The organism is Pseudomonas sp. Hp2 (genome assembly GCF_006386585.1).
In the GTDB taxonomy this organism is placed as follows: domain Bacteria; phylum Pseudomonadota; class Gammaproteobacteria; order Xanthomonadales; family Xanthomonadaceae; genus Pseudomonas_S; species Pseudomonas_S boreopolis.
On sequence record NZ_VAHJ01000002.1, the window covers coordinates 393,171 to 416,777 of the forward strand.

Consider the following 23,607-nt stretch of genomic DNA (forward strand, 5'->3'; position numbering starts at 1 on the left):
TCATTGCTCGATGCCGGTGGCCGTGATCAGCGCCGGGTAGTGCCGCAGGCCCAGGCGATCGGCCAGGTCGTCTCCGGCTACGGGCGCGAGCGGCACGCCCGGCACCAGGGCACGCAGCCGTGCCAGGCCCTGCGCGGTCTCGACATTGACCACCAAGCCGACCGCGCCGCGTTCGCGCAAAGCAATGCCGCGGCGCTGCAACCAGGCCCGGGAGGCGTCGTCGTCGCCGATGACCACGAACGGCCGCAGGCCGGGCGCTTCGATCACGCGCCGCGCGACGGTGCCAGGCGTGAGTTTGGCGCTGCGCACCGGCAGCATCGCTGCCTCGTCCGCGGGTGTGGCGGGAACCTGTGGCGTCGGAATGGGCGGCCGGGCCGGGACATCGGCGCGCGGCTGGAGGTTGAGGGCCTCGTAGTACGGCAGCGCCGACGTGCCACCGCGATCTTCGACCACGATCAGCGGATCGCCGGCACGCGATGCCAGCGGCAGACCCGCCAGCAGCACAAGCAGGCCCCGCAGGGCCAGATGGGATTTCGTCATGGGGAAGTCTCCTGGCGCGTGGCGAGCACCGCGGCGTTTGGGCGTGCGCCCTGCACACGCGCGAGATGGCGCGACACGCTGCGCCGGTAGCGGGCGGCGGGCTCGCCGCCCGCAGGACGGTGGTAGCGGCCGATCGCCAACAGCCAGTCTTCGCCGGACGTGTGCTGCTCCTTCAGGATCTCAGCGGCGATGGCGAGGTTGCGATAAGGGTCCAGCAGGTCGCACGCGCTGGTGAAGCGGTGCTTGTGGTAACCGAGGTTGATCTGGCCCAGGCCTGCATCGATGCGCGTGTGGGGCGTGGCGCGCATTGCCTGTTGCAAGCCCGAGCAGGCGTCGGCGCGCGTGGCGAAGCGGCGCGACTGGCCGGCGACATTGAGGGACCACGGCCACGGGACGATGCGCCCGTTGCGCCGAACACCGCTCTCCTGCAAGGCCACGGCGTAGAGTACGGTCGAGGGGATGCCCGCCCGCTGTGCGGCGAGCTGGTAGGCCGGTGGTGGAACCTCCTGGGCATGGACGGCGCAGGCGCACAGGCCGGTAGCAAGCAGCAGTGCGCGCAAGAGCTGCGAGACGGAGGTCGCTACGGTTGACGCTGCCATTGGCCGTTCACCTCGCGCACAGCCGCGGGCAAGTCACCGGGCAGGCCCAGCGACAGCCAGCGGCCGCCGTCGTGGTTGAGGGTAATGCTGCCGCTGCGCACGCGCGCCGGGTCGATCTGCGCGCGCTTGGCCCAGTCGCGGATGCGTGCATCGTCCTGGCGGCTGCCCACCATATACAGGTCGAACTCGGCACCCGAGGATTGCAGGCGCTGCACGAGCTGCCCACAGGCCGCGCAGCCGTCCTTGACGAACACCGCCATTCGGCCGCTGCCGCGCGCGGTGCCGGCGCCCGGCCCGTCGTCGGGCAGGTTCACGCGCTGCATGCCGGGGTTCAGGCGCTGCCAGGCTTCGTCGTAGGCGCGTTGGTAGGCGAGCAACTTCTCGACGCGGCGTGCCTCGATTTGCACCTGCAGCTCTGCATAGCGCCGCCGTTCTTCGTCGGTGCGTGCCTCGATGCCTAGGGCAGACAGCGGGTCCAGGTTGGGCGAGTAGATGCCCAGCGGCCCATCCATCAGCTCGCGGTAACGCACCCATTCCTGGGGTTGGAGGCCCCAGTTGCTTGCTACTCGGTCGTCCAGGACGCGGGCGGCCAGCGGGCGCTCCTGGCTCTGCGCATTGCGGGCGGGAGCCGTGGCTGACTGCTGCGCCCACGCGGGCCACTGGACTGAAGCCAGTAGGAGTGCGGAAAGGATGATCGACGGCTTCATGTGGTGTGCTCCGATCAGGGAATCGCCACGCGACGGGTCTGGTCGCCGGCTTGGAACACCGCGGCGCTGCCATCGATTGCCTGCAAGCGCCATGGGCCGACCGCATCACCGGGCAGCAGCACCTGAAGCTGGTCGGGCGTGAAGTCCCCACTGCTCGGCGCGACGGACACGCTGCGCTGGCCTGCGCGCAGTTCGGCGCCGACGATGCGGAACGGCAATGGCGGCGGTTCAGACTTGGCTGCGGGCTTGCTCGATGTGCGCGGCTGGACGGGGGCTGCTGCACGCGCGGCGGTCTGGCGCGTCTTGATCTGCTCGATCTCCGCGCGCAGCGCCTGAAGGTCGTCGGCGGCTGCGTAGCCGCTTAGTGTTTTCTCAACCTGGGAAGCGCGTGCTTCCAGGATTTGGCGGGTGTCTTTGAGGTCCGCCGCCGTTGCGACGGCCGGACGCTGCTGGATGGTCTCGATGGCCTCGGCCAGGGCCACCGCCTGCGCTTCGAGGCGTTGCAGACGGGAATCGAGCCGTTCCTGGTCGGCCTGGTCGCTCATCGCCTGGTAGCCGAGGGCCACGATGACGCTTAGACCGAGCAGCCAGAGCCAGAGCAGGCTTTGCACCACCACGGCGGCGGTCGGGCGACGCGAAGATTGCGGAGCGTTCATGGCTGGCCTCCTGGAGTGGAAGGCATCAGCGGGAAGGTCTGCACCGCATCGGCGGCGGTCGGTTCGGGCATGGGTTCGGCGGCCACGCTGTCGCCGGGCCGCTCGAAGCAAATCTGTCGTGCGCGGTCATCCGCGTGCAGTTCCCAGGCCGGACCAGCCAGGGTGAGCAGCGCATCGCGCAAGGTCATGGGACCGAGATGCAGGTGCGCCGCCGGGAGTGGCAGCTTATACAGCTCGATCACGGCATGCGCCGTTTGGCACAGGCTGTAGCCGCTGCGCTTGAGCACATGCCGCAGCCCATCGCCGACCGTGGCGCGGGCATCCTCGGGCATCGACACGTCGATGGTCTGCAACAGCAGGTCGCGCTGCGCCGCTGTAGGGGCCAGTTCGACCAGCGTGTAGCGGGCGTAGCGCACGACCGGGATGTACTCGGGCGCTTCGGGTTCGGGCGCGGCCGAGACTTCCTCGATGGTGTCGGGCGCGACCGGCGCAGTCGTCGTCGCGCAGCCACCGGCCAGCACCGACCAAAGCAGGCCGAGAAATCCCGCCAGCAGGCGGCGTTCGGGATGGTGAAACCAGGGTGGAGAGGGGCACATAGCTCGGCGTCCTGAAACATCGAGCCCTCACCATCGCCGCTCGGGCTACGAGCGGCAGCAAACAATGCGAACCAGACAGCGCCCGATTTGCCGGCAGCGCCTTCACCAAAGAAAGGCCCCAAGTTGGGGCCTGTGAAAATGGGTCTCTTATTTCTCGTCGTCGATGCCCATGCGCTCACGCATTTCGGCGAGGAACGCCTCGGGGGCCATCAGACCATAGCGTGCCAGGCGCACAGGGATGTCCTCCGCATCGAGGTTCCCATCTTCGATGCGCTGTCGCAGGAAATCCGCAATCTCGGCTTCCAGCTTCCGTTGGGTGTCGATGGCTTCGGACGGTTGGGTGTTGGTATTCATGGAAATCTCCTTGGGATGAAAAAAGCGCAGCCACCTCCACGGAGAACGTGGGCGTGGCTGCAAGGTGGGAACAACAGAAATGCCGGCGGCGCTAGGCCGGCTTGTGGCGTGGGAATCAGGCGGCGACCAGTTGCCGGGCCAGTGCGACCTCGACGGAATCACCATCCTGGTTCAGGACATCCAGCCCCGATTCGGGTACATCGCCCGAGGTGGACTGCGAGACCATGATCTTCTTGGCCATCAGTTCGAGGCATGTCATCTGCGAGGAACCGGCGTAGCCGAGATAGATCACGCGCACGGGGTGCTTCTGCCCGATGCGCCAGGAGCGGCGTGCCGCCTGCTGGAGCGAGTACACGTTGTAGCCCGACTGCATGAACACGATCGTCGGGAACTCCAACAGATCCAGCCCCGTCTTGACCAGCTCGGGGTTGGTGATGAGCACGTCGATGCCACGGTCCAGTTGCTCGGCGATCCAGTCTTCGCGGCGGCTGGCGTCCACGCTCGCGCGCAGCACCGCCACCTTGAAGCCCTCCTGCTCCAGCAGCACCTTCAGGCGCGACGTGGTGTCGCGCGTGCCGGTATAGACCGTGTAGGCCAGAACCTTGCGGCCTTGCGCCTTCTCCTCTTTGCAGATGTCGATCAGCTCGCGCTCTTTCGGTGTCACCTCGAACTCGTTGAACTGAGCCGGGACGAACGCCAAGGTGTTGCGCGTGCGCGGATGCACCACGGTCTCCGACCGGAAGCAGCAATCCGGCCAGGCCAGCAGCACGTTGAGGACCACACCCAGCAAGGTCGTATCGCGTCGCGCCAGAGCCTGTTTCAGCTCCGCGGTCAGCCGACCCGCCAGATCGCGGTAGGCCGCGGCTTGCGCCGTGTCCATCGCGACTTCGCGGAACTCCTCGTCATACGGCGGCAGGACGTTGCCGCCGATGTCCTTGAGCTTGAGGAAGATCGTGAACGGCAGGATGCAGCGCAAGACGCCCTTGGGGCCGAAGCCCGGAGCCTTGACCGTGCGCACCGATACCTTGGTGCCCTTGGCCGTCTTGTGCGCCGTGCCGGTGCTCTCGGAGTAGATGTCCTTCAAGACCCCGTGATCGCGCATGAACGCCATCGCAGCCGAGGTCATGCTGCCGCTCGTGGTCGGGCGGTAGCCGTCTTCGATCATCCGCCCAGGCAGGGCTCGGAACAGCAGATAGAACAGGTCGTCCCCATAGCCGCCCATCAGCGTGCCAGTCAGCAGCAAGGTCTTGCGAGCCTTCGCCGCCAGCACGCCCATGGCCTGGCCTTGGGCACTGCCGCCGTTCTTGTACTCATGGGCCTCGTCGGCGATGAGCAGGTCGAACGTGCCTTGCGGCAGGTACCTCTTGATGAACTCGGACGGTTGGTAGCCGCCCTCGCCGAAGCCGAACTCCATGTTGGCCATCGCGCGTTCCATGCGCGTGGCCTGACGGTCGGAAAAGACCAGTTCGCCGTTGCCGTCCATGAGGTTGATGAACTCATGCACGTTGTCCCCCAACATCGAGGCAAGGAAACCATCACCGAAGCGCTTCATGAGCTTCTGCGCGGTGATTTCCCCGATGGTCGGGATGCGCTTCAAGGCTTTGAGGACGGCCGAGGACTGATCGCTGCCGGACAGGCTGCGCGGGCGGATCAGCGTCCACAAGGGCGCGGCGCAATGGCTGCACTTCCTGCGGTACTCCTCGGCTTCAAGCGCGACCGGGTTGACCGGCTCGCCGTCGAGGTCGGTGATGACCGTGCCGCAGTCCGGGCATGCGGCGACGTCGCCGTGGCGGGTGCGTCGCTGGGTGAAGACAGGCTTCCAGTGGAAGCCCATCCGCATCCTCACGCGGCCCAGGACGAAGAACTCCTGACCCGTGGGCTGCACACCCAACTGCTCACGCAGCTTGATGAGCTTGACGAGCGTATCCGGCCCGTTAAGCACCCACACTTTGGCGCCCGCTACCGTCTCCTGGATCTCGCGCCGCCACTTGTAAACAAGGTGCGGCGGCGAAAGAACCAAGGTGCGGCGGTAGCCTTCGGCGTTGAGCACGGCGGCCGTGGCGATGCCGACGGTCGTCTTGCCGCAGCCCATTTCGCCATTGACGATCGCGGCATGTTCGCCACGGTCAATCAGCAGCTCGGCGGCGGCATGGACGACTTCGGCCTGGGCCTGGAACAGCTTGCGCTTGAGGCTGGCGACGATGAGCTGGCGATGTGCCTGCGGTTGGCCGGTATAGACCGGCGGATTAGCGCTGTTGAGGGCGTCGAGCAGTTCGTCGCCGAACTCGCCGACGAAATCCTGAAGGCTCAGGGTCAGAGGGGAAGATTCCGCATCGAGCAGTTCGCCCTGTACGGGCGCGGCTTCAGCGGCATTGGTTTCGAGATCGAGGGACATGGTGATGCTCCAAAGAAAATGGGGCATGCACCACCCCCAGCGGGGCAGTGGCATGCCCCGTGGTGGGAAGTAAATCGGCGCGTGGCCGAAGGTGGTTGAAGGTGCTGGCCTGGATGGCCAGCGGGTGAACCGTGCTCAGTCCTCGGACGGCAGAACGATGACGGTGGCGCGGCGCTCCGCGTCGGTAACGATGCGAATGGCCAGCCCCGGGTGGATCACGTAGTGCGATGCCAGCGAAGCACCTGATTGAAGTGCGGTGCTGTTGGCCTGCCATTGCTGGACGTTGACGTCGCCCCAGTCACCACGGGTGTGGCGCCTGAAGTACGGGATCGGGTCGAGGCGACCCGAGCGGACCAGGCGGTCAATGCCTTTGCTGAAGATAAGCGCCCCGATGGGGAACGCCAGCCTCTGGCAGTAGGTTTCGATGCGATGTGATGCCATGGGCTCCTCCTTGAAAGGTTATTGAGCCACGACACCCCTGGCGGAGTGAAGTGGCTCCGTCAGGTGGATGGGATGACGAGGTGGTGCCTTCAGATCAGGTCGCGCTCTTCGGGAAGCTGGACCACCGTGGTCTGGTGGTCTTCGCTGGTCTTCACGATCAGCACCAACTCCGGCGTGATGCGGTACTGGGAGATCATCAGGTTGTCCTGATCGAGTGCGACATCGTTGGCCTGGCGGGTGGCCTCGTCGATCTCGCCCCAGTCGCCGCGCACGTGGCGCTGTACATAGGACAAGGGATCGATGAGACCTCGGCGGGCCAGCCAGTGCACCTTTTCGCTCAACTGCAACGAGGCCGGTGCGAACAAGGGTTGCTTGTGCGGCGCGGGCCGCTGGAACAGACGTGAGAGCATGGTGTTTCTCCTTCGATGAAGTGCAGCAGGACGTCAGGCGTCCGGGGGATTAGCGGATGGTCAGCACCTCGCCCCGTGTCGGGGAGCCAGGCGTCATGTCCCACGCGCGGATGACGGGCACGAACTTGTCGGTGAGGATGCGGGTCTCGGCGATGGAGCCGTCGTCGCGTTCGGTGAATTCCCGCTGGAGCGTCTTGTCCTTGTGGGTGTCACCCTTGACGACGAGCACGCGCCCGGTCTGGGAGCGCACGACGCCGGAAATCGCACCCGCGGCCAAAGCCAGGGCGAGATGCCAGTGGGACAAGGCCCGCGCCGGTGGACGCAGCGATTGCTGCGCGGCCCCTAGGTGCGTGTCCAGAGACGGCCAGAGACCTTGCAGCCTGCCAACCTCGTCGGTGAACTGTTCGGGCTCCATCGTCACGCGGAAGAAGTGCTCCGGCTCGGCCGGACTGGCGGGGACGATGTACGGCAGGAACGGCCAGTCGCTCGGCAGTTCCTCGGGTTCGACTTCGCCAAGCCCAACCTGCAGCAGCAGATTGCGCACGGCCTTAATCGAATCCGACGCCAGCTCGCGCTGACGCACCCGACGGCCGAAGATCACCACCTGCTTGAACTGCGTCTCCACCGCTCGGTAGATGCGCAGGTCCGTGTAGTGGCGTGTCAGCCAGCCGACCAGCTCCGCGTCGAGCACGTAGCCGGGGACGATGAAGACCAGCACGCCGCCGTATTGCAGCAACGACAGACTGCGCTGATAGAACAGCTTTTCGAGACGGGCGCGGCCTTGGCCCTGATAGCCGATGTTGCCGTTGATGTCCTTGGACAGGTCGCCATACGGCGGATTCAGCCAGAGCAGCCCGAAGGACTGCTTGGAGACCATCGTGTCCATCAGGTCCGCGTGTAGGCAGTGATCGACCAGGCCGCGGGCATGGCGTGCCCGCTCCGCGTCGAACTCGACCGCGAACGCCTTGGCCTGCTCGCGCCCGAGGGCGTGGGCGGCTTCGGCGATCGCCACGCCTTCGCCGGCGCAGGGATCAAGGATGCACATCGGCCCGTCGCTGGGCATCAGTGCGTTGAGGGCTCTTTCGAGCGTGGGTTCGTCGGTTGGGTAGTAACCGTTCTTGGCGAAATTGCGGGCGAGCCGCGGGAACATGAGGGCCATGGAAGTCTCCTGGTTGGCGGGGGATGAATGGCGGAAGCACGCCAAGGCGTGCCTCCGTGGGTGGGTCAGGCCGCTACCGCTTCCGGCGTCCAGATCTTGGCCGGATACGGATAGGCCGTGAGCACGTCACTGCGGATCAGGGAACCCAGCGCCAGGGTCAGCGCCGGCACGTCGATGGCGAGCCGATGGCCTTCCAACGGCCCGAGGGCGAACGGAAGGCGGGCCAGCATCTCGCGGGTTTGCAGCAGTTCCAGCACGGTCTCGCGCCAGTGGTCGAGCAGCGGCAACGGGCAGGTGTCCCGCACCAGCATCCACAGGCGGTCAAGCCGGTGGGCGCTGCCCTGTGGCAGCAGTGCCAGTGCGCTGGCGTTGGCCTTGTCGGGCTTGACGCAGCGCCGGTCGAACAGCCACACGTTGGAGAGCGATCCGAACAGCGTTCGCCGGTAAGCGCGCGTGATGCGCTTTTCCAGGCGATCGACGTTGCCGATGAACACCGGGACGCTGCCGCCCTGGTCGGTGATGACGTGGAACTGGTCCAGTCCCTGCTCGTCGCGCCCGAGGGTCAGGCGAGCGAGGAACTGCTGGACGGCGGTGTCGCGCGCCCAGATGGACAGGAAGATCAGGTTGCCCTGGTCATCGCCGACGCAGGCGTCGGCCATCACGTCCGGGCATTCGTCGATGCGGTACAGCGTGGAAGAAGTATTGGTGGGCATGGTGGTGTCCTCGGATGAACGGGAACAGCATCGCCCGCTGGGGCAAGTACTGCCCCGGGGGGTGGAAGAAAATCGCTCAGTCCGGCTCGAACTGCCGGGTGTGCGGGTTGAAGTGAAGCGCCTCGTCCACCGCGGTGATCGGCGTGAAGCCGTCCAGGTAGATGTTGTTGAGGTACTGGTCGCGGTAGGTCAGTGCCTGCCGTGCCTGCTCCTCGGTGAGGCCGTTGTCGATGAAGTACCCCAGCATTTCTTCGTCGGAGGAAAGTTCGTCGTTGGACAAACTGCCTTCAACGAGCTTCAACAGCGAGGCGGGGAGCGCAGCCAGGATCGGGTCCATGTCGGTTCCTCCTGACTCAGGCCAACAGCGCCGCGGCGGGTGCCGTGGATGCCGTGGGGGTGCGACGCCGCGCGTGGTAGGCGCGAACGCCTGCACGCCAGTCGGCGGACTGCTCCGGCGCCATGTCGAGGTAGCTCAACGGGCACGAGTAGTAGTACGGGTGCATGGACTCGTCCAGCGGCTTGTAGCCCCACTGGTTGCCGCTGCGTTCCAGAAGATCGCAGCGGATGTAGCGCAGGGACTGGCCCGGTGCGAGATCACGATGCACGCCTTCGGCCTTGGCCGTCACTTCCGCGACGGACCAGAGGACGTTGCCGCGCAGCGTGTGGGCGATGACCTTCACGCTGGCGCGCTCGGTCTCCTGCTGTGCGATCAGTTCCGCGATCAGTTCAGACCGCGATTGAGGTGAGAAATACCAGCCCATGAGAGGCCTCCTGAAGAAGTAAAGCCGGAGGCCTCCCCGTGGGGAAGAACCCCCAGCGGGTGATGGAAATGCCGCGTGTGCGGCGAAGGAACCTATGCTTTGCCCTCAGTCCCAGTCGTCATCGTCGCGATCACAACCGGCCGGGCAGTAGCCGAACTCGATCCCATGCGAGCAGTAGCCATGCTCCGCATTCCAGTCCTGGGTTTCCTGCCGTTCGGCAGGTGTTGCGTAGTCCCATTCCCGGGTCGCGATTTCCAGCGCTTGAGTGCGCTGGTCATGCGGCAACCGACTGGCTTGCGCGTCGATCTCCGAGCTGAAAAGCGTGACCCAGTGATCCCAGGACAGGCCGCAACCACGTTGGGCATGCTCGGCGGCCGTCTTGCAAACGGCGCGCCACGCGGTTTCGTCCAGCGCGGAACGGGGTGTATCGCAAGCGATGGTGGACATGATGGAGACCTCCAGAAGAAAGCCGAGGCCTCCCCCCGCATGGGGAAGGAACCCCGGCGGGTGGATGAAGAACACCGCGGATGCGGCGTCCGCAATCACGCAGGTTGCAGTTCGGCCTGGCGGCTCCACTCCTGCGTCTTGAAGTCCAGCGCGTAGCCCAGTTCGCCCAGGCGGGCGATCTGCGCGCGCAGGGCGCGGCGGTCGATGGTCGAATCCAGCTTCACGGACTCGCCCAGCGGCCACAACAGGCCGAACAGCGCGGCGTCGCCATCCTCGGTGCTGCCGGCGGCAGCAGCCGCAGCAGGCGGCGCGTCCACGCCGAAGGGCGTGGTATCGACCAGCGGGTCCGCGGACGCCTGCACGGGTGCAGGTTTGGCGGACCTGGATGCCTTGGCGGGCTTGGCCGGCGTTGCCACAGGCTGCGTCCCTTGCTCTTCATCGAGCGGATCGACTTCCTGCGGGGCGAAGCTATGTGCTTCGGCCTTGCTCAGCTTGTCGATGCCGAAAAGTGTCATACCGTCCAGGTTGGCGCGCATCTCGAAACGCATGCTGCCGTCGCTGATCGGATAGCCTTTGAGGAAGATGTAGCGAAGAACGAACTCCCCTTGGTACTTGCCCTCGGGGTATTGCTCCAACTCCGCGTCTTTAATCGTGAATTTTCCGAGTTGGCATTCGAGCTTGCCAACATTGAACTTTCCGTTGCGGCCGTGAATGGTGCGCAGCGCGAGCTGGCCCGGGACGATGATGGGCGTGGCCGATTTCTCGGGTGCCGATGTGACTGCCATGATGCTTCTCCTTGAGGAATAGGAAAAAGGCAAGGCCCCGTGAGGGGCCATGCCGGATCAGAACGAAGCAGCCAATGCCGGCTCCTGCTCTTCGACTTCACCTGCGGGCTCGCGCTCGGCGGGCTTGACAGGCTGGTCGGCAGCGGTGTCGGCGGCGTCCTCGGCTTCGGGCGCGGGTGCGTCCTCGGCCTGCGCCTGGTTCGTCGGATAGACCTGCGTGCCGTCGATCTTGATCAGACCGATGTGGATCAGCGTCGATTCCAGGCTCGCTCCCGGCTCCCCGGCGCGCTCACCCTTGGTGCGGATGTACGGATCGATCTTCATGTCGTTCAACTTGAAGGCGATCAGCACCTTGCGGTCCCCTTCGATGGCCTGCACGCACCGGCGAACCAGGTGCTCGGCTTCAGGGGTGGCGACGATGGTGTCGAAGTACCGATAGTCCGGTTCACCGACAGGCCCGGCCAGAGCCGCGACGCAGCACGACAGGAACGGATCGCCATCCTTGGGGGTGACGTCCTTCGGACGGCTAAGGTAGCCGATGCCGCGGGTGATCAGCTCGTGCTGCTTGATGGAAGCCAGTTCGGCCCGGTCAAGCGGCTCGGCCTTGAGCAGTCGCGCCTTGAGAGACGCGGCGGCTTCACCCTTGCGCTCGCCCTTGTCGCGGATGTACGCATCGCCCCACAGGTCGCCGAGGCGGAAGCGCACCAGCGGGCGCTGCTTGGGATCGTCAACGCCGATGTAGCGCTGGACGAGGTTCTTGGCCTCGGCACCCGAGACCTTGACGTCGAAGTAGCGGTAGCTGGGGTCCCTGGCGGGGCCGACCAGCGCGGCAACGGTGCATGCCAGGAAAGGCTGCGCACGGCGGCCGCCCCGGACAGGCACTTCACGGACACGCTGGATATAGCCGATGCCCGAGGTGTGGAGGTCGAAATACGATTTCTCGTTGGACGTGGTGTTCATGGTGAATCTCCATAGGGAAGAAGCGGAGACACACCAGCCCCACGCATGCGGGGAAAGGTGCGTAACCCCGCGGTGGGTCGATAAGGCGAAAGCATCCGCCACCAGAGACTGGTGGCCGCTCGCGGATGGATGCGGTGCGAGCTGGCTCGGTCACGCAGTGGGAACTGCGACGCAACCTCGAAGACCGATGGTTGCCCGGCATGTCGCTGACAACGTCAGCAGGCATGGGGTCAGCATGGCCGGGCCTCGCGCGCGCGACAGCAATCAATCGGCATCCGGGCGCTTCCCATTTTTTCCAGGCTGCCCAGTTCCGCCCAAAAGAAAGCCCCCGAAATGGGGGCTTCAAGGGGTATGCGGACATTTTTGGACTACGCCGATTCCACCGCCGCCAGTGACAGATACGTAGCGGTGGCGGACAGCTCCAGATCATCTGAGCTTTGCAGAATGCGAGTGAAAACGCTGTCTTTCGGGTCGAAGAACTCGCCGAAGTCGTCGCCGCCAAGCTCGGCGCGTGCCAGTTCCCACCAGTCATCGAACGGGTCGGTATCCGGGTTGCAGCCGACGGCATAGGCCAGCAGCTTCACGCGGCCATCGGGGCGGCGCTCTCCGCGCTCGGCGAGGAAGTACACGCCCTGGTCCTTGGCCAGGGCGACGCGGCATTGGTTGGCGATGGCCTCGGCAAGCACGGGGCGCAGGTCGGAGCCTCTGAATCGCAGTGACATGGTTGAAATCTCCTGTATGGATGAAGAAAAAAAGCCCTCCACCGAAACGGATGGAAGGCTTGTGGGGCAGTCGCCGATAGGCTGTGGACTGATCAGTCGTGCCGCTAGGCTTCCTGTCTGGCACGTCAGGCTGGAATCGCCTGACGTTGCCGAGAGGCTTTGGCGTCGATCATGCTCACGTCGATCAGGCGCCAGCGCCCGTCGTCGATGAGCCGCTCCAGCACTTCACCGAGCATGTCGAAATACACCCCGTCGTGCCTATCGATCAACTCACCGTCGCGGTGCAGCTCCACCACGTAGGTGTCGCCGCCACGGTCGTAGAGGATCGTCACCTGACCCTCGAACTTGGTGGTTGAGACCGTGAAGCTGATCGCCGGCGGGGTCTCGATGATCTTGGAGGGCTTGGGATCGACCCAGGCGAAGTCGCGGGCACCTGCATCGACCAGCATGTGGGTGATGCACCGGAACCCGTCGGGCGCGGGCATCTCCTCCAACTGCTCGATGAGTTGGCCCAGCTCCATGCACTGCGGCTCGGGAATGGGCAGCTTGGCGGGTGCTTTGCCAAGGATATGCCTCGTGATGGTGTAAGGCGTGCCATCCGAAGTCTTCTCGGTGACGACTTCCGGGGTGTCCGCGCGCAGCCCGTCGAAACGTCGCCGGGCGTAGGGTTGGACATGGACCTTGGCGCCCTCGCTGGGAACGGTGGTCACCAGGTTGGGATCGAGCACGGCGAACTCGGAAGGCTTGAGCTTGACGACGATGGCATCGTCGGTCGCGGAGACTACCTTGCCGTTGAAGGGCTGAGGGTCGATGGCGAAGCCCAACGTCGAGGACTGCGGCTGATCATCGAATACGCGGTATTTGAACGAACGCACGTTACGAGGGACATGGCCCGCGACAAGCGAAGGCATCATGGATTTGATGAGGGAACGGTCCATGGGAATCTCCTTGAGGAAGAACAAGGGATTCCCCGCCCGCAAGGGAGAGGTCCCTTGTGGGTGGCGTGAACGGACGGGGTACGTCCATAGAAAGAAACGACCAGCACGGTTTCCCGCACTTGCAGCCTTGAAGGTCTCGGCTGCCAGGGCATGTGTCGGCAACGCCGACGAACATGGAGCAAGGATGGCTCTGGAATGGGCGGCCTGCTTGCAAGAAATCGCACAGCGTCGCACCCGCTTTCCTGCGCTGCGGACAAGAAAAAGCCCCTCGAAAGGGGCTTGGTTGGGTCAGGCTTCGTACACGAAGTAGTGCTCGCGCTGATGTGGGAAGAAGACATGCTTCCATGTATCGCCGCTGGTGTTGCCACCGTCGAAGACGACCATTTCGTAGTCGTCAATGTCGGTGTCCACCAGGTCGGCGCTGGCGATATGGCGCATGTGCAGCGTGCCGCTCATGCGCTCGAATACCAGGATCTGGCCGATGGCGTCGTCCTGGCCCATGGCATTGACGCAGGCGCCGAGCTGGTGCTCGAAGTCTGGCGTGCGCGAGATGAGGTCGGGGAACATGAGGTTGCTCCTATGAAAATGGACCAGCCCGGCTCCGGGAGGGAGACGGGCCGGTATGGGGGAGAACAAAGAGGAAGGATGTTGCGTCGAGCGGCTGCTAGGATTCGGCCAACGGCAGGCCCAACAGCACGGGTGCGTCGGCGTCGAGAATCAGGATGCGCACGTCGGCCTGGCCAGCCAGTTCAATGACGTTCGCCAGGTCATCCGGCATACCCTTGCTTCGGTGCTCCTGGCGAAGCTGCTCCGCACTGATGCCCTCGGCGTGGTCCAGGTTCTTGTCCGTCCAGGGGGTGGAGATCAGCTTGATGCCGATCGCCGGGCTGTACGGAACCCGGAACGCGATGAACAGGAATGCCTCCGGCGTAGCGAGGTCTGCCAGGTTGGCGAGGTATTGGCCGGTTTCTTGGCTGATGTGTGCGCTGCTGATTTCCCAGCACCGGCTGTAGTAGCCGGTCTCGAAACTCAGGCGCTGTACGACTTCCCGCGCTGCCTCTGCCGAATAGGCGTCGCCGACGTGGATGGGGCGACCGTCGAAGTCGTCGCCATGGATGGCATAGACCACGGCACCGATTACACCTTCGCCGCTGACACCTTCTGCGGTATCGCATTCGGCCAGCACCTCGGCACTCACGGGTTCGGGACCATTCCTGACCACGGCGAAATCGCTGGTGACGATGCACGAGGATGAAATCAGTTCCTCGTCGGAAAAGTGCTTTTGACTCGCGTGGATGATTCGCCAGACATGCGGGCTTCCGTCGTCGTAGCCGATGCACAGCGTGCGGACGATTTTTAGATTCCAGTAGCCGCGGAGAAAGGGATTGGGTTTCTGGGACATGGGAACTCTCCAGATTTGAATAATGGGGCCAATCCCCGCCACCGGGAATTGGACCCGGTGGGTTGAAAGTGGAAAATGCGTCAGTCGGCGCTGATCGTTGGCGTCTGAACCAGCCGTTCGGCGATGCGATGGCGCACATTTAGGCGAAATTGCTCATCGGTGATGCCGGCAAGCAGGTTGGCGGCCTCCAGCGCGATCAACGCTGAGGCCTCTTCGATGTCGGCGGCCAGGATGGTGTTGCGCAGTTGATCGCCGAGTTGAAGCGCCTGCGAGGACGTTCTGAAGACCTGGACCTCGCGGCTCAGGTAGCAGCCGTTGCCGCCGAACTCGAATAGCCTTGGCTTGCTGCAATACCAGCAGCCCTCAAACTGGATGGCGGTCAGGTTATGGCCGTCATCGAAGCGGGTAGCGATCAGAAGCAGGGCTTCCAGGTCGGCGCTGTCCTCGAATTGGTGGTGCTCGATCAGGTTCTCCCGCTCCCCGTCCTGGTCAGCACGGAAGTGCGCGGCCAGCCGTTCAAGCAGAGGCGGAATCGACAACTCAGCACATCTGTCCAGCGTGGATCATTGGTTTCGGCGATCTGGGCGATGTAGGCCTGCCCATTGCCGGGATGGTTTTCGTCGAGCGCGAAAGCACCGAACAGTGCCTTGATGACGGGAGTAACGCGGTTGAGCACGAGAACGCCCGTGCCTTCGTAGTAGTTGTTTGCCATGCTGGCTCCTTTCGAGAAGAGCGGAGCCAGCCCATGCGGACGATGGCATCCGCAGGGAATAGCCCAAGGCCGTTGGCGTCGGGCGATGGGGAAGAAAAATTGAGGGACATGGCCTTATGGGCGCATGTCCCTCACGGGGGGGCGAGAGGACAGTGGCGTGCCGGAGACCGGCTCACCAACCGCTGTAGTTCACCAGCAGGTCGGCGATGACCTTGCGGCGTTCCAGATCGAGACCGTCGAAGTCCGACAGCCCGTGGAAGCGGCAGCGCTTGAGCATGGCACCGCCCTCGCGCGCGTTGTAGAAGCTGACCATGGCGGACAGGAACATGCGTTCGCCGCTGCTCAGGACGCCGAGGGCATCGTTGAGCCGCAGCATGTCGGGACGCAAATCCCACTTGGTGTTGGCCTGGTTCAGGCCTTCACGGGTGCCGTCGCCGAACCACTCGGGACCAGCAATCTCGACACCGCGCTTCCAGGCCTCGAAGAAGGCTTGGGGCGCGGCAGCGAAATGCTGCTCTTCCCGCATGATCTGATCGACGACTTCCCGCGGCAGTAGCTGGTTCATGACGTGATTTCTCCAGTTGGATCAGGGAATGGCGAGCTGGGACCAGCCGCCTCTTTCGAGGGCGCGTTGAGCCGCGGCATAGCTGCGGAAGTACTCGCGGGATTCCCGCGAAACGGGACCTTCGGTATCGCGCGTGCCGATGTAGTGGCCGGCGGCGCTTTGCAAGACTTCGAGCGGCAGGAACTTGCCGCAGTAGGTCAGGGCCAACTGGCCGAAAGAGGCTTGCTGGGACATGGACGGGCTCCTTGGAAAAGCGGGGCCTTGTCCCTCACGGGATGGCAGCTCCCGCACGCGGTTGATAAAAAGCATCAGCGTCACGGGGACGCTCATCCGCAGAATTGATGCGATGCGGACTGGTGGGTGACGCGGGAGAGACCCGCGGCAGCCTGGAACCCTGGCTGCTGGCATGTGCTGACGAATCAGCGAACATGCAGGCAGCTTCGTGCGAGGGCTGCGTCGCGTCAGTTGGAAAACGGCATTCGGCCCAGCCCCGATTGATGAGCACCGGAAAAGAAAAGCCCCGCATCGAGTACGGGGCTGTCAGGAGGGTGCGGTGGCGCTGGGTCAATCGGGCTTGTCGCCCAGGACATGCTGCTTCCACAGGTCGAATGCCCGCTCGGGCGGAAGCTCGGCGAGGATGACGATGGGCTGGGCCTGCCTGGTGCGCAGCGACGCGAAGTACGCCTTGCGGTCGGCGATAGCCTTGAGCTTGATGCCTTTGATGAACAGCAATTTGCCGTCCTTGATGAACAGCACCTTGTTGCCGATGTCGCGGTTGAAGGCGGCTCGCACCTTGCGCTCCGCGTGCATGGCATCGGCCAGTTCATCGACCAGGAAGTCGAGCGTCATGTCGATGTAATGAGGGTCTTCACCCTCCTGACCTAGATCGAGCGGCGCAGGCGGCAAGCCCTTGGCAAAGGCTTCGGCCTGAGCCAGCAGCGTCGTCTTGCCATTGAGCGCGCGGAGGAATGTCGAGCCGCCATGCCCGTCGTTGCGGGCCTCGGCGATGGGAGTGCCGTCGAACACGATGGTCGCGGTGAAGCACAGCGTTTCCTCGCTGGCGAAGTCGGCGACCTTGAGGTTCTTCAGCGTGATGCGGTCTTGCTTGGTGATGGTGTCCATGGGAAGTCCTGAAATCGACCGGGTGGCGACATGCCCCTGACGGGACGTGGCGACCATCCCGTGGGTTGGAGAAAGGAGGCATCGGTGCCCCGGTGGGCAGCGTTCGCCGGTGAGATGCCGAAGCGAACTGGTGGGTGGCGTGGGCGGAACCCACGGCAGCCTTGACACCCTGGCTGCGGGCTGCTGCCGATACATCGGCAATGCAGGGGGAGAATGGCGCGGCCGGCAGGCTGCGTCGTCGATCAATCCGAAGCGGTCGAGTCCGTCTTGTGCAGGCACTGCACCAGCCGGTTGCCCAGCCAAGCCATGCACGGGACGGCCATGGAGTTGCCAATCGCCTTGTAGCGCGGAGCGTCTGCGGCAGGCTTGCCGCGATAGGGGATCAGCGTGTAGTCGTCGGGCATGCCCTGCAGCCGCTCGCACTCCATGGGCATCAGCCGCCGCACCCGCCATTGCGACCAGTCCGCTGCACCGGATTCATTCCAGTCGTAGCGGAAATGTGCCTCGAAGTCGGGGGCCAGGACATGGGGCTTGTCTGCGCCGCCGCCGCTGGTACGCAACGCCGCCGCAACGCTTCCGCCCAGTTCGGCGGCAAGACCCTGCGTCCGTCCCCGCAGGGCAACGCAGGCCACCATCGGCACACCGTAGCCCGGCTTGCCGTTGGACAGGACGGTGCAAGACACCTGTCCATGGCCCGACTCGAAGCGCACTTCGCCGCGGTTGTTCTGCGCGAAGGCGATGGCGGGCACGACGCCTGCGTTCGCATGGCTGTTGCGATGCCCGCCGGCACGCAGCGTCGGCGTCAGTTCGATCGTGGCGTCCGCGCCGCTGCCCTGGGCGGTGAAGGCGATGATCGGCACGCCCTTTCCCGTACCGTCCTCGCTGCTGCCCTTGCCGTTGTTGGCGGTGTCGAGGGTGTGGGCGATGCTGCCGGCGATGGACTGCACCATGAACGTCTCGGTGCGGATGTCGTGCTTGGGACCCGCGGCCATCAGGCATGCCGCAACATCGACGGGGCCAATGCCGCCGCTGAATCCGAACGTCGTCGTGACCTTGCCGTAGGGCTGGTTCAGTCCAGCGAATCCTGCGTATCCGCCTGCTGCTGCAGCACCCGGTCCAGCAGCGCGGGCAGCTTCTTGCCACGGCGCACGGCCCGCAGAAGAATCCCCGCGCAGGCCTGTGCGCTCAAAAAGTACTTCGGAGGGATCGAGGTCATCACCACCACATGCCACAAGAAACACGCGCTTGCGGCGTTGGGCGACACCGAAATATTGAGCGTCGAGCACGCGCCAGGCGATGCGGCGGCGGGGTCCAGACACACAACCAGCGTGCGCCCATTTTTCCCCTGGCGGCTGGAGCGCACGGCTTTCTCCGGCCAGTGCTCCCAGGAAATGCCCGAAGGCATTGCTGCGGTCGTTGAGGACGCCGGGGACGTTTTCCCAGACGAGCGTTGCCGGCGGGCGGCGGTCTTGGTGGCGGGTTTGGTCGATGGCATTTGCAAGCTCCACATAGGCAAGGGTCAAGGCGCCGCGCGGGTCGTTCAGCCCCTGGCGCGCGCCGGCAACGCTGAACGACTGGCACGGCGTGCCGCCGACCAGGATGTCGGGCGCCGGCACGGTGCCGGCGCGCACCTGACGGGCGATCGCGGTCATGTCGCCCAGGTTGGGCACATGGGGGTAACGGTGGGCGAGCACGGCGCTCGGGAACGGCTCGATCTCGGCGAACCACGCGGCTTTGAGGCCGAGGGGTTGCCATGCGAGGCTCACGGCCTCGATGCCGCTGCACACGCTGCCGTACAGCAGTGGCGCGGCCTGGGGTGCACCGCGAAGGGTGCAAGGTTGCGGGTTCATGTCGGGTCTCCTGTTCGTGTGGCCCGGGGCGGGCCGGGACGTTGATAGGCAGGAGAAAGGCGCCGAAGGCCCTGCGGCCTTCGGCTCGGGAGGACAGAACCACCCGTGGGCTGGTGCAGGCCCGGTCGTCGCTAGAACCGTCTGCTCATCAGCAATCACACCCGGCGCATGTCGTGGTTCGCGCCGGCATCGTCTGGCGCACATCCGCGCACAAAGGGAGCCCGTTTTTGCGCCGGCGGGCACCGGCACCGAATACCGCTGACCACGAAGGGTCTCCGGGTGGCTCGCGCAGCTTGGCAAGCCACCGGGGGACCCTTCGCAGAGGCGGGAGAAATGCAGATCAGCAGAACGCGCAGGAGGCGGTTCGCGGAGAAGCTACCTTCAGGTCCCGCGGCCGGGGATGACCAAGCGGGACGCGCACACGGACAAGAAGGCGTTGCGCGCTGGGCGTCCCGCAGGGCGTGCGGAACACAGGCCGCGCCGCCGATGGCGGGCACGGCTCACGGGGAACGGGGTCGGTCAGGAGCCTTTGCGGCCGCTGCGGCGCGGGCGCGAGGCACCACGCTTGGACGTGCCGGATTCGACCGGCAGCGTGCCTTTGCAGTCGGGGTAGCGACTGCACGACCAGAATGGGCCGCTCTTGCCGGTGCGCTGGCGCGTCGGTGCGCCGCACTGTGGGCAAGGCGGTCCGTGGGGAACCTTGATGGACAGGGACGTGCTGCCGTACTGCGCGATCAACTGTGAGATCCATGCAGCCTGCTTGCCGATGAATACGTCCAGCGTGAGCTGTCCAGCTTCGATCATGTCCAGCGCCTGTTCCCAGACGGCGGTTGTCCCTGGGTCGGCAATCGCTGTGGGCACCGCGTCGATCAGGGTGAAGGCCGCATCCGAGGCGCGGATGGCGCGGCCCTTCTTCATGAGGTAGCCCCGCGTCAGCAGGCCACTGATGATGTTGGCCCGCGTCGCTTCGGTGCCGATGCCGACCGTATCCTTGAGCTTCTGTTTCAGGCGCGGGTCCGAGACCAGTTTGGCGACGCCCTTCATGGACTTGACCAACTCGCCCTGCGTATAGGGCCGAGGGGGCAGCGTCTTGAGCGCCTTCAGATCGACGTCGGCCACCTGACATGCCAGGCCCTCGCGCAGCGCGGGCAGTACCTGGCTGCGCGCCGCAGGGTCGCCATCCTCCTCGGATTGCGGTTCGGCCAGCACCAGGCGCCACCCCTTGACGACGACCTGCTTGCCGGTGGCCGCCAGCGTCTGCTGGCCGCAGGAGAGGTTCGCCACAGTGCGGTCGAACTCGTGGTGAGGAAGGAATTGCGCCAGGTAATGCGCCCGGATCAGCCGATACACTGCCAGTTCCTTCTCACTCATGGTCGAGAGGTTCGCCGGTTCGAGCGTCGGGATGATGCCGTGGTGAGCAGACACCTTCGCGTCGTTCCAGGCGCGTGAGCGTTGAGTGCGGTCGAGCTGGTCCATGATCGGTCGCAGCAAGGGATCGGTCTTGACCAGGCTGTCGAGGACCGTTGGCACCTCGGCGAACATGCTTTCGGGCAGGTAGCCCGAATCGGAGCGCGGGTACGTCGTGGCCTTGTGCGTCTCGTATAGGGCCTGAGCAATGTCTAAGGTCTCCTGCACATCGAGCCCAAGCTGCCTGGAACACACCTCCTGCAAGGTCCCCAGGTCGAACGGCAGCGGCGGGCCTTCCCGCACGCGCTCGGTTTCGACCGCCACCACCTGGGCGCTGTCCGCGGCGCGGATCTGCTGCGCGGCGTGCTGCGCGATGGGCTGCTGCAGGCAGCGGCCGGCGTCGTCGGTGCATGCTTTCGGGGGAACCCACTGCGCGGTGAAAGCCTGGCTGCCAGCGGACAGGGACACGTCGATGGCCCAGTACGGCACGGACACGAAGGCTGCGATCTCGCGATCCCGGTCCACGACCAGTTTGAGCGTCGGGGTCTGGACGCGACCGACCGACAGCACGCCGTCGTAGCCGGCCTGCCGCCCCAGCACCGTGAACAACCGGCTGAGGTTCATGCCGACGAGCCAGTCCGCCCGAGAGCGCGCCAGCGCCGAGTAGTACATCGGCAAGGTCTCGGCCGATGGCCGGAGCTTGCCGAGTGCGGCGCGAATGGATGCGTCGTTGAGCGCCGACAGCCACAGCCGCTCGATGGGGCCGCGGTAGCCGCACAGGTCGATGATCTCGCGCGCGATCAACTCGCCCTCGCGGTCGGCATCGGTAGCGATGACAAGCTGGGTCGCCTTCGCCAGAAGCGCCTTGACGACCTTGAACTGCGTGGCGGTTTTCGGTTTGACCTCGACCCGCCAATGCTGGGGAATGATGGGCAACTGCTCGATGGACCAGCGCTTCAACTGCTCGTCGTAGGCTTCGGGCGCTGCGGCTTCCACGAGATGGCCGATGCACCAGGTGACGGTGACGCCGGAACCGTTGAGGCAGCCTTCACCGCGCTGCGTGGCACCGAGAATCCGGCCAATGTCTTTGCCCTGGGAGGGCTTCTCGCACAAGAACAGCCGCATGTCCGTCCATCCCGATTCCCGTTGTTCATGGAGTTGCTGGAATCGAGGATGCCGAGCGCCACCTGGGGCAGCAGCAAACAAGCCGCATGCAGCGGCGACCGCTTTCACGGAATGGAATGGCTTGGGCGGGGTGGCGCGTGGCCGCAGGTGTGCGGACCGGAAGCCGCGATTTGCGGGAGCGCGTGGAAGTCGGTGGACGTTGGTGGAGCTATCCCCTGGGGATAGCTCGCGAGCGCATGGAGGGCGGCGAAGCATTGCGGCCGCCGCCCTCCATGCCGGTTCACTTCCTGCGCTTCGCCTCCTTCGGCGCGGTCGATTCTTGAGCGGCCTGGGGCTTCGGTTCTGCCTCCTGCGGCTTCGGACTGAGGGCCACGGACTCGATGCGGTACGGCAGGATGCCGACGCTGCGCGCATTGATTTGCCAGGTTTCGCGCGGCTGATCCTCGTTGTCCGTCCAAGGTTCGCGCTCCATGCGGCCGACGACCAGCACGCGCATGCCTTTCTGGTACAGGTCCTTCCAGTGCTCGGCGTCGCGGTGCCAGATTTCCACCGGCGCCCAGAAGCCGCCCCGGTCCTCGAACGTGCCATCCTTCTTCGGCACAGGGTTGTCGAAATAGACGTTCAGGCGTAGCAGGCGGCTGGGTTCGTCGTTGCCGTTGGGGAATTCGCGGTACTCCGGTGGCGAACCGATGTTGCCTTCGCCGGAAAAATGCGTGCTCATGGTGTGATCTCCGTGGTGGTTGAAATACCCGTGCCTCGTCGGCGCCGGGAGCGTGCTGGATGCCCGGCGCAATCACCGATCGCGCATTGCGGCGGGAATGGGCGTGAGCCGGCGCAGGTAGGCGTCGTCCGCCTCGGCCGCCTTGCTGGCGCATTCCTGCGCCTGCCTGCCCAGGGTGTGCAGCAGGCTGATCTGCATGTTCAACGTGATGCGCTGCAGCTCGATCGCGTGCAGGTCGGCCAGCAGGTTGACGGGTGTGCTGCTGCTGGCGACCAGCTCCCGCCACAGCGCCACGCCCATGGCCGATCTGTCGTGTCTGCGCCAGCGCAAGAAGACGGTTCCTGCGCCAGTGGTCTGTTGGGCCAGTTCGATGGGCAGCAGGTGGAAGGGGTGCCCGCATGCCTGCTCCAGCACCTGTCGCTGTGCCAGGGCAATCAACTCGTCGCGCATGGCGAAGCACTGGCTGGCCCAGGCCTCGAAGTCCCCTTTACCCTTAAAAGGCTTTAAAAGGCCTTTTAGATAGGCCGCGTGTTCCAGCCGCATGAAGGCACCCTGTTGCAGGCCTCGGAAGTAGCGGGTCGGTGGGTTCGGATCGCTCATGCCGGCTCGTCCTCGCCGGCTGCGGCTTCGGGCGACTCTGCGGTGGTGGTTTCATCGCCGGGCAGTGATGCTTCGGCAGGACCGTCGCCGCGCTGCTGCAGGCCACGGCGCACGATGGGCGGCGCAAACTTCGACCGGCGCGTGCCTTCCAGCACGTCCTGCGGCAGTTCGCCATACTTCTCCAGCGCTGCCCGCGCTGCGGCATTCTTCGACGCGAAGTCATCGCGTGTGCAGCCCGAATAGCGATACTGCTGGGCCAGCGAGAACAGGCTGCGCAGTGAATGTGCGCCCTCGTTGAGCCAGCGTTCCAAGGTGATGCGGTCAATGAGCGCGGTGTGATGGGCGAGGATCAGCTTGCGGGCGATGTCGTCGTAGTCGGCCAGGAGATAGACCGCGGCAAAGCCGAGCTGCGCGTTGACGAAGAGCGGGAGCTTGACCGGCTGCACGTTCAGGTTTTCGCCCAGGCTGAGCGCCGGCGGCACACTCGCCAGCGCCTGGTCCACCTGCTCGCGCAGCGATTGCAGCGTGACCTTGGTGTGGTCGAGCTTGTCCTCGATGCGCAGCATCCACCAGTCCGAGTACGGATCGTCCTGCTCCGAGCCCCGCCGCATCTTGTTCATCTGGGCGATATAGCCATTCAGGCCGACGATGCCCGGTCGCCCCTCGGCGGCGGCGCGACCATGCCAGATGCGGGAAGCGTGATGGGTGTGCAGGGTCAGCGACATCGCACTGCGCAGGGAGCCGAGATTCAGTTGCAGAGGTTCATTGGTTGCCATGGTGTCCGCTCGTTGTTGGAAAAGGAGCGGCCAGCTTCGACAGGAAGCGGAAGGCAGTCAGTCAAGAATCCGAATCCCGGCGGGCCCCGGTTTAGGGCGTGGCGGTTGCATGCGGCGCGAGCTATCCCCAGGGGATAGCTCCAT

General features: G+C 65.1%; 30 protein-coding genes. All 30 read right to left on the reverse strand.

The genetic code is table 11. From position 1 onward, the window contains the following. The 30 genes from FD678_RS06775 to FD678_RS06920 all read right to left on the reverse strand — a co-directional run bounded on the left by FD678_RS06775 (nt 1) and on the right by FD678_RS06920 (nt 23,463). On the reverse strand, nt 1-540 hold the full coding sequence (locus tag FD678_RS06775) for an integrating conjugative element protein (protein WP_029886384.1): 540 nt from the start codon (nt 538-540) through the stop codon (nt 1-3). After that, nucleotides 537-1,139, reverse strand: a complete 603-nt coding sequence (locus FD678_RS06780; RefSeq protein ID WP_029886383.1) for a transglycosylase SLT domain-containing protein — start codon at nt 1,137-1,139, stop codon at nt 537-539. The genes FD678_RS06775 and FD678_RS06780 overlap by 4 nt, the downstream gene beginning before the upstream one ends. Then, nucleotides 1,121-1,846, reverse strand: coding sequence for a TIGR03759 family integrating conjugative element protein (locus tag FD678_RS06785; RefSeq protein ID WP_009459680.1), 726 nt, complete (start codon nt 1,844-1,846; stop codon nt 1,121-1,123). Before FD678_RS06785 ends, FD678_RS06780 begins: the two co-directional genes overlap by 19 nt. Nucleotides 1,847-1,860: 14 nt before the next feature. Continuing rightward, nucleotides 1,861-2,502 carry a hypothetical protein gene (locus FD678_RS06790; RefSeq protein ID WP_029886382.1) on the reverse strand — a complete coding sequence of 214 codons (642 nt, stop codon included), beginning with the start codon at nt 2,500-2,502 and terminating at the stop codon, nt 1,861-1,863. Then, on the reverse strand, nt 2,499-3,098 hold the full coding sequence (pilL2, locus tag FD678_RS06795) for a PFGI-1 class ICE element type IV pilus protein PilL2 (RefSeq protein WP_029886381.1): 600 nt from the start codon (nt 3,096-3,098) through the stop codon (nt 2,499-2,501). Before pilL2 ends, FD678_RS06790 begins: the two co-directional genes overlap by 4 nt. Nucleotides 3,099-3,245: 147 nt before the next feature. Beyond that, nucleotides 3,246-3,452 (reverse strand): hypothetical protein, encoded by a 207-nt coding sequence (locus FD678_RS06800; RefSeq protein WP_009459683.1) that lies wholly within the window; start codon nt 3,450-3,452, stop codon nt 3,246-3,248. 115 nt (nt 3,453-3,567) lie between these two features. Further along, nucleotides 3,568-5,847, reverse strand: coding sequence for a helicase-related protein (locus FD678_RS06805; RefSeq protein WP_033972367.1), 2,280 nt, complete (start codon nt 5,845-5,847; stop codon nt 3,568-3,570). Between the two features lie 135 nt (nt 5,848-5,982). Next, nucleotides 5,983-6,288, reverse strand: coding sequence for a hypothetical protein (locus tag FD678_RS06810; protein WP_009459685.1), 306 nt, complete (start codon nt 6,286-6,288; stop codon nt 5,983-5,985). Nucleotides 6,289-6,377: 89 nt separating this feature from the next. Further along, on the reverse strand, nt 6,378-6,698 hold the full coding sequence (locus tag FD678_RS06815) for a hypothetical protein (protein WP_033972366.1): 321 nt from the start codon (nt 6,696-6,698) through the stop codon (nt 6,378-6,380). Between the two features lie 49 nt (nt 6,699-6,747). Next, nucleotides 6,748-7,902, reverse strand: a complete 1,155-nt coding sequence (locus FD678_RS06820) for a DUF6094 domain-containing protein (RefSeq protein ID WP_219795426.1) — start codon at nt 7,900-7,902, stop codon at nt 6,748-6,750. Between the two features lie 20 nt (nt 7,903-7,922). Then, a complete protein-coding gene (locus FD678_RS06825) occupies nt 7,923-8,570 on the reverse strand; it encodes a hypothetical protein (RefSeq protein ID WP_033972364.1) in 648 nt (215 codons plus the stop codon). A 76-nt stretch (nt 8,571-8,646) separates the two neighbouring features. After that, the gene (locus FD678_RS06830) at nt 8,647-8,907 is read right to left on the reverse strand and encodes a hypothetical protein (RefSeq protein ID WP_033972363.1); all 261 of its coding nucleotides are present in this window, start codon (nt 8,905-8,907) and stop codon (nt 8,647-8,649) included. 16 nt (nt 8,908-8,923) lie between these two features. Next, nucleotides 8,924-9,331, reverse strand: a complete 408-nt coding sequence (locus tag FD678_RS06835; protein WP_033972362.1) for a hypothetical protein — start codon at nt 9,329-9,331, stop codon at nt 8,924-8,926. Nucleotides 9,332-9,436: 105 nt separating this feature from the next. Then, on the reverse strand, nt 9,437-9,877 hold the full coding sequence (locus FD678_RS06840) for a hypothetical protein (RefSeq protein ID WP_441346741.1): 441 nt from the start codon (nt 9,875-9,877) through the stop codon (nt 9,437-9,439). After that, nucleotides 9,874-10,563 carry a DUF3275 family protein gene (locus FD678_RS06845; RefSeq protein WP_033972360.1) on the reverse strand — a complete coding sequence of 230 codons (690 nt, stop codon included), beginning with the start codon at nt 10,561-10,563 and terminating at the stop codon, nt 9,874-9,876. The genes FD678_RS06840 and FD678_RS06845 overlap by 4 nt, the downstream gene beginning before the upstream one ends. Before the next feature lie 57 nt (nt 10,564-10,620). After that, nucleotides 10,621-11,523 (reverse strand): DUF3577 domain-containing protein, encoded by a 903-nt coding sequence (locus FD678_RS06850; RefSeq protein ID WP_033972358.1) that lies wholly within the window; start codon nt 11,521-11,523, stop codon nt 10,621-10,623. A 368-nt stretch (nt 11,524-11,891) separates the two neighbouring features. Next, nucleotides 11,892-12,245 carry a DUF3085 domain-containing protein gene (locus FD678_RS06860; protein ID WP_009459699.1) on the reverse strand — a complete coding sequence of 118 codons (354 nt, stop codon included), beginning with the start codon at nt 12,243-12,245 and terminating at the stop codon, nt 11,892-11,894. Between the two features lie 125 nt (nt 12,246-12,370). Then, the gene (locus FD678_RS06865; RefSeq protein WP_033972355.1) at nt 12,371-13,183 is read right to left on the reverse strand and encodes a hypothetical protein; all 813 of its coding nucleotides are present in this window, start codon (nt 13,181-13,183) and stop codon (nt 12,371-12,373) included. A 288-nt stretch (nt 13,184-13,471) separates the two neighbouring features. Then, nucleotides 13,472-13,750 carry a hypothetical protein gene (locus FD678_RS06870; protein ID WP_033972353.1) on the reverse strand — a complete coding sequence of 93 codons (279 nt, stop codon included), beginning with the start codon at nt 13,748-13,750 and terminating at the stop codon, nt 13,472-13,474. Nucleotides 13,751-13,847: 97 nt separating this feature from the next. Next, on the reverse strand, nt 13,848-14,585 hold the full coding sequence (locus FD678_RS06875) for a DUF5983 family protein (RefSeq protein WP_017512403.1): 738 nt from the start codon (nt 14,583-14,585) through the stop codon (nt 13,848-13,850). A gap of 80 nt (nt 14,586-14,665) precedes the next feature. Further along, on the reverse strand, nt 14,666-15,124 hold the full coding sequence (locus tag FD678_RS06880; RefSeq protein WP_426789286.1) for a hypothetical protein: 459 nt from the start codon (nt 15,122-15,124) through the stop codon (nt 14,666-14,668). Next, nucleotides 15,049-15,297 carry a hypothetical protein gene (locus tag FD678_RS20950; RefSeq protein ID WP_426789285.1) on the reverse strand — a complete coding sequence of 83 codons (249 nt, stop codon included), beginning with the start codon at nt 15,295-15,297 and terminating at the stop codon, nt 15,049-15,051. Before FD678_RS20950 ends, FD678_RS06880 begins: the two co-directional genes overlap by 76 nt. Nucleotides 15,298-15,469: 172 nt before the next feature. Further along, complete coding sequence (locus FD678_RS06885; protein ID WP_023103928.1) at nt 15,470-15,862, reverse strand: hypothetical protein; 393 nt, start codon at nt 15,860-15,862, stop codon at nt 15,470-15,472. A 21-nt stretch (nt 15,863-15,883) separates the two neighbouring features. Then, nucleotides 15,884-16,096, reverse strand: a complete 213-nt coding sequence (locus tag FD678_RS06890; protein WP_003290186.1) for a hypothetical protein — start codon at nt 16,094-16,096, stop codon at nt 15,884-15,886. A 330-nt stretch (nt 16,097-16,426) separates the two neighbouring features. Then, complete coding sequence (locus tag FD678_RS06895; protein ID WP_023103929.1) at nt 16,427-16,984, reverse strand: hypothetical protein; 558 nt, start codon at nt 16,982-16,984, stop codon at nt 16,427-16,429. 242 nt (nt 16,985-17,226) lie between these two features. Next, on the reverse strand, nt 17,227-18,834 hold the full coding sequence (locus FD678_RS06900; protein ID WP_033972351.1) for a DNA cytosine methyltransferase: 1,608 nt from the start codon (nt 18,832-18,834) through the stop codon (nt 17,227-17,229). A 519-nt stretch (nt 18,835-19,353) separates the two neighbouring features. Beyond that, nucleotides 19,354-21,366 carry a DNA topoisomerase III gene (locus FD678_RS06905; RefSeq protein ID WP_033972349.1) on the reverse strand — a complete coding sequence of 671 codons (2,013 nt, stop codon included), beginning with the start codon at nt 21,364-21,366 and terminating at the stop codon, nt 19,354-19,356. Nucleotides 21,367-21,646: 280 nt separating this feature from the next. After that, nucleotides 21,647-22,087, reverse strand: a complete 441-nt coding sequence (locus FD678_RS06910) for a single-stranded DNA-binding protein (protein ID WP_024008204.1) — start codon at nt 22,085-22,087, stop codon at nt 21,647-21,649. Nucleotides 22,088-22,159: 72 nt separating this feature from the next. Next, the gene (locus FD678_RS06915; protein ID WP_009459718.1) at nt 22,160-22,687 is read right to left on the reverse strand and encodes a DUF3158 family protein; all 528 of its coding nucleotides are present in this window, start codon (nt 22,685-22,687) and stop codon (nt 22,160-22,162) included. Then, nucleotides 22,684-23,463, reverse strand: a complete 780-nt coding sequence (locus FD678_RS06920) for a PFL_4669 family integrating conjugative element protein (protein WP_033972347.1) — start codon at nt 23,461-23,463, stop codon at nt 22,684-22,686. Before FD678_RS06920 ends, FD678_RS06915 begins: the two co-directional genes overlap by 4 nt. Nucleotides 23,464-23,607: the final 144 nt, after the last annotated feature.